Source organism: Methylobacterium oxalidis, assembly GCF_007992195.1.
In the GTDB taxonomy this organism is placed as follows: domain Bacteria; phylum Pseudomonadota; class Alphaproteobacteria; order Rhizobiales; family Beijerinckiaceae; genus Methylobacterium; species Methylobacterium oxalidis.
On record NZ_BJZU01000215.1, the window covers coordinates 1 to 4,365 of the forward strand.

2 protein-coding genes, 1 tRNA gene and 1 pseudogene are annotated in these 4,365 nt (G+C 68.7%); 3 read left to right on the top strand and 1 reads right to left on the bottom strand.

Translation table 11 applies throughout. The annotated features are described in order from the left end of the window. Together MOX02_RS32570 and MOX02_RS29505 are read left to right on the top strand one after the other, a co-directional pair. A pseudogene (locus tag MOX02_RS32570) lies at window positions 1-161 on the top strand (gamma-glutamyltransferase); the annotation flags it as partial. A 147-nt stretch (window positions 162-308) separates the two neighbouring features. Then, window positions 309-1,643 (top strand): amidohydrolase family protein, encoded by a 1,335-nt coding sequence (locus MOX02_RS29505; RefSeq protein WP_238179206.1) that lies wholly within the window; start codon window positions 309-311, stop codon window positions 1,641-1,643. A 538-nt stretch (window positions 1,644-2,181) separates the two neighbouring features. On the opposite strand, the gene MOX02_RS29510 is transcribed toward MOX02_RS29505, so the two are convergent. After that, a tRNA-His gene (locus tag MOX02_RS29510) sits at window positions 2,182-2,258 on the bottom strand. Window positions 2,259-2,408: 150 nt separating this feature from the next. Here MOX02_RS29510 and MOX02_RS29515 point away from each other — a divergent pair. Continuing rightward, on the top strand, window positions 2,409-4,313 hold the full coding sequence (locus tag MOX02_RS29515) for a chloride channel protein (RefSeq protein WP_147029332.1): 1,905 nt from the start codon (window positions 2,409-2,411) through the stop codon (window positions 4,311-4,313). Window positions 4,314-4,365: the final 52 nt, after the last annotated feature.

A 4,365-nucleotide genomic window follows, 5' to 3' on the forward strand; every position in this document is an offset into this window, starting at 1 on the left:
AGGACGTGTTCGCGGAACTCGCGGCACGCGGGCATGAGATCAGCCCCATCCCCGCGCAGAGCCCCCTGGCCGGCCACCCGGGAGCGATCCGCATCGAGGCCGATGGCAGCTTGGTCGGCGCTCACGACCCGCGAAGCGACGGCTTGGCCCTCGGCATTTGAGGCCGAGCCGCGTGAGCCAACCCCATAGTTCGAACAGGTAGCACGCTGCATCAGCAAGGGAGAGTTACGATGCTCAGGGTACGCTGCACGTGTGGATGCACGAGTCCGAGCCGGCGCTCCTTTCTTCAGGGCGTAACATCATTCGGGATGGCTGCCGCCAGCGGGCTCGGTGCTCTCAGCGTCATGTCAGCGCCCTCCTCAGCAAGGGCGCAAGCTGGCGAGGGTGCGCCCGGCGAGATCGAGCTTCTGGTCCGGCAGGTCCGCATCGCCGATGGCAAACCGCCAGTGGATCTCGCCATTAGCAAAGGGCGCTTCGTGGCCGTGCAATCCAATCTCGCGGCCACCGCGCCGCGCGTGATCGATGCCCAAGGCCGAGCCGCGATTCCCGGCTTGCTTGAACCCCATATCCATCTGGAGAAGGCACTGCTCGAACAGCGGATGCCGAACCAATCCGGCACGTTGGCTGAAGCGATCCGGATCACGGGCCAGCTGAAGGCGCAGCAGGTGCGCGAGGACGTTCTGGATCGCTCCCGACAAGTCCTCGACATGGCGATACGCAACGGCGTCGTCGCTCTTCGCGCACAGCCCGACGTCGATCCCATCCAGGGGCTGATCGGCGTCGAGACCGGGCTGGCTTTGGCTGACGAGTATAGGAACGCGCTGGACCTTCAGATCGTCGCCTTCCCCCAGGAAGGCATCCTCAAGGCGCCGGGCACCCTGGCGATGATGGAAGAGGCGCTCAACATGGGCGCGAGCGTCGTCGGAGGCTGCCCGTACAACGAGCGCACCTGGGAGGACACACGGAGCCACATCGACGAGTGCTTCAGGCTGGCTCAGAAGTACGACCGCCCCGTCGATTTGCACGCGGACTTCGCCGACGATACCTCGGATCCCCGCTTCGCGGCGGCGGCCTACATCGCGCAGAAGACCATAGACACCGGCTACCAAGGCCGTGTCACGCTGGGGCACATGACCAGCCTCGCCTCTTTGATGCCCGATCAAGCGCGGCCCGTCCTCGAACTGCTCCAGCGCGCTGACATCAACATCGTCACGATTCCCGCGACGGACACCTATCTCGGCGGCCGGAAGGATCAGGCCAATCCGAGGCGCGGACTGACACCCGTGGCCGCGCTCAGGAAGGCGGGCGTGAACGTGACCTACGCCTCGAACAACATCCGCAATGCGTTCACGCCGTTCGGGAAGGTCGATCCACTGCAGATCGGCAACATGCTCGCTCATATCGCGCAGCTCGGATCGCCAGATGACCAAGCTTATGTTCTGCGCATGGCGACCACGAACGCGGCCCGTGCGATGGGCATTGGCGACCGGTACGGCCTCGAGGTCGGCAAACAGGCTGACCTGGTGATCCTCGACACGCCGAACGTCGCGAACGCGCTCCTCGACCTTCCGCCGCGATCCTGGGTGATCAAGCGTGGAAAGGTCGTCCTCGAGGCAAAGCACGAGGAAAAAATCTCCAAATAGACGTGCGTCGGGCAGCGGCAGAACACAAAAGGCGCATCCTTTCTCTGGGCTGTGTCGATCAGCGTGCAGGCTTTCTGCCTTGAGGACCGAGAAGCTCTTTCTGCCTAGAGGAGGTGCAAAGCACCACCTGACGGCCCAAGGTCGGCTCCTGCCGCGACTCAGCCCCGTTAGCTGAGCTGCTGCAACGTCCGCTTCGGGGAGGCGGCCGGAGTCGGCTGAGCGGCCGAAATGGGCGCAAAGCCGAAGGTCTGCTCGTCGGTACCGCGCCAGCTTCCACTTGCGACGCGAGACGCATCTGCGGGGCACGCCCACTGGTGTGTCGGCAGCGTGACGGAGTTCTGATGTGGCTACCGCTTGGGTTGTCAGTGAACGGCGATGTAAGCGCTGCGAGCGAGTGCCCGGATCAAAGCCCACTGCAGGATGCGACTGAGCGCTTGCTGCCTATTTGCTTCCTAGGGTCATTTCTCAGGAAGCAGCCCACGGACAGAAAAAGGGGTCAGCGATCTGCCAACCCCTTGATCCAATTCAAGAAAATCGATGGTACCACCGCCCCGGCTCGAACGGGGGACCCCCAGATCCACAATCTGGTGCTCTAACCAACTGAGCTACGGCGGCACTGGGGCGGGGTTTATCGCGGGCGTGCGGGCATTTCAAGCGCCGCGTGAGGTCGATCCGGCCGCTGTGGATCGCCCGTCGGCGCGGGCACCGAGCGGCGGCTGAGGTGTTGGCTACGGGCCCGATCCGAAGCGACGTTCGTGAGAGAGCATGCCGTCCACGTCCGAAGCCAAGCCCGCGCTCGATCGCCGATCGGATCCGAAGCCCGCCTCGACCGCCCGCCGCGCGAGGCCGCGCCGGCTGCCCGGCGGCCGGGCGCTCATCCAGGCACCGGGCCGGCTGCGCGCCCTCGTCCGGGCGAGCGAGACAGGCCTGATCGGGCTCGCGGCCGTCACGGGCTGCGTGGCGGGCGTCGTGGTCTCGGCCATGAACCTCGCCACGCAGAGCTTCCGCGAGCGTCTCTACGACCTGCCGGCGGGCCTGCGCCTCAGCGCGGCGCAGGAGGTCGACCCGGTCGCGCTCGTCCTCGGGCCGACCTTCGGCGGGGCGGTGCTCGGCCTGCTCGTCTACGCGGTCGGGCGCTTGCGCGGTGGGCGCAAGCGCCCGGTGATCGATCCGATCGAGGCCAACGCGCTGCACGGGGGGCGGATGTCGCTGCGGGACTCCGTCTACGTCGCCGTGCAGAACGTGATCTCGAACGGCAGCGGCGCCTCGGTCGGGCTGGAGGCGGGCTACACCCAGATCTGCGCCGGCATCGCCTCGCGCCTCGGCCTGTCCTTCGAGATGCGGCGCGGGGACCTGCGCACCCTCGTCGGCTGCGGCTCGGCCGCCGCGATCGCCGCCGCCTTCGGGGCGCCTCTCACCGGGGCCTTCTACGCGTTCGAGCTGATCATCGGCACCTACTCCATCGCCACCCTGACGCCGGTGGTGGTCGCCGCCCTGTGCGGCAGCGTGGTGGCCCGGGCCCTGATCCCGAGCCCGCCCCTCGTCGCCGTCTCGGGGATCGAGGCGATCGCGACGCGCCCGCTCGGCACCGCCGACACCCTGCCGAGCCTCGCCCTCGGCCTGTTCTGCGCCGTGCTCGCCATCCTGATCATGCGGGGGGTGACTCTGGTGGAGCAGGGGGTCAGGGCCACGCGCCTGCCGCGGATGGCGGGGCCGGCCGTCGGCGGCCTCTGCGTCGGTCTCCTCGCGCTCGCCGTCAGCCCGCAGGTTCTCTCAGGGGGGCACGGGGCGCTCCACCTCCACCTCGCCGAGGCGCACGGGCCGGGCATCCTGGCGCTCGCCGTCCTGTTCGCCGGCAAGGCCACCGCCACCGCGATCTCGATCGGCTCGGGCTTCCGCGGCGGGCTGTTCTTCGCCTCGCTGTTCCTCGGCGCCATCGCCGGCAAGCTGTTCGCCCTGGTGGCGCCCGAGATCGTGCCCGGCGTCGCCGCCTTCGGGCTGACGCCGCTCGCCTACGCGGTCATCGGCATGAGCGCCCTCGCGGTGGGGGTGATCGGCGGCCCGCTCACCATGACGTTCCTGGCGCTGGAGCTGACGGGCAGCTTCCCGATCGCCGGCCTCGTGCTCGTGGCGGTGATCGCCTCCTCGCTCACGGTGCGGAAGACCTTCGGCTACTCCTTCGCGACCTGGCGCTTTCACCTGCGCGGCGAGAGCATCCGCAGCGCCCACGACGTCGGCTGGATCCGCACGCTGACGGTGGGTCGGCTGATGCGCAAGGACGTGCGGCCCGTGCCCCTCGACACGCCGATGGCGACGTTCCTGCGCGCGCACCCGCTCGGGTCGCCCTCGCGGGTGATCGTCGTGGACGGGGAGGGGCGCTACGCCGGCATCGTCAACGTGCCGGAGGCGCACGCGGCCTCGCGCGAGGCGGAGGGCGAGGAGCCGGAGCTCGCCGACGTGCTGCGCTACCCGAAGGACTTCCTGACGCCCGAGATGAACGCCAAGCAGGCGTCGGCGGCCTTCGACCAGGCCGAGAGCGAGGCGCTCGCCGTCGTCGACGGCGAGGCGGAGCGGCGGGTGATCGGCCTCCTCACCGAGAGCCACACCCTGAAGCGCTACAGCGAGGAGCTCGATCGGCAGCGCCTCGCCATGGTGGGCGAGGCGGTCTGAGCGCCGCTCAGCGCGGGCGCCGCCCGACGCTGACGACGTTGCCCTCGCGGAT

Bases quoted from the DNA above. Each gene is read 5' to 3' on its own strand.
- MOX02_RS29505 (WP_238179206.1), top strand. From the start codon at position 309: ATGGCTGCCGCCAGCGGGCTCGGTGCTCTCAGCGTCATGTCAGCGCCC.
- MOX02_RS29515 (WP_147029332.1), top strand. From the start codon at position 2,409: ATGCCGTCCACGTCCGAAGCCAAGCCCGCGCTCGATCGCCGATCGGAT.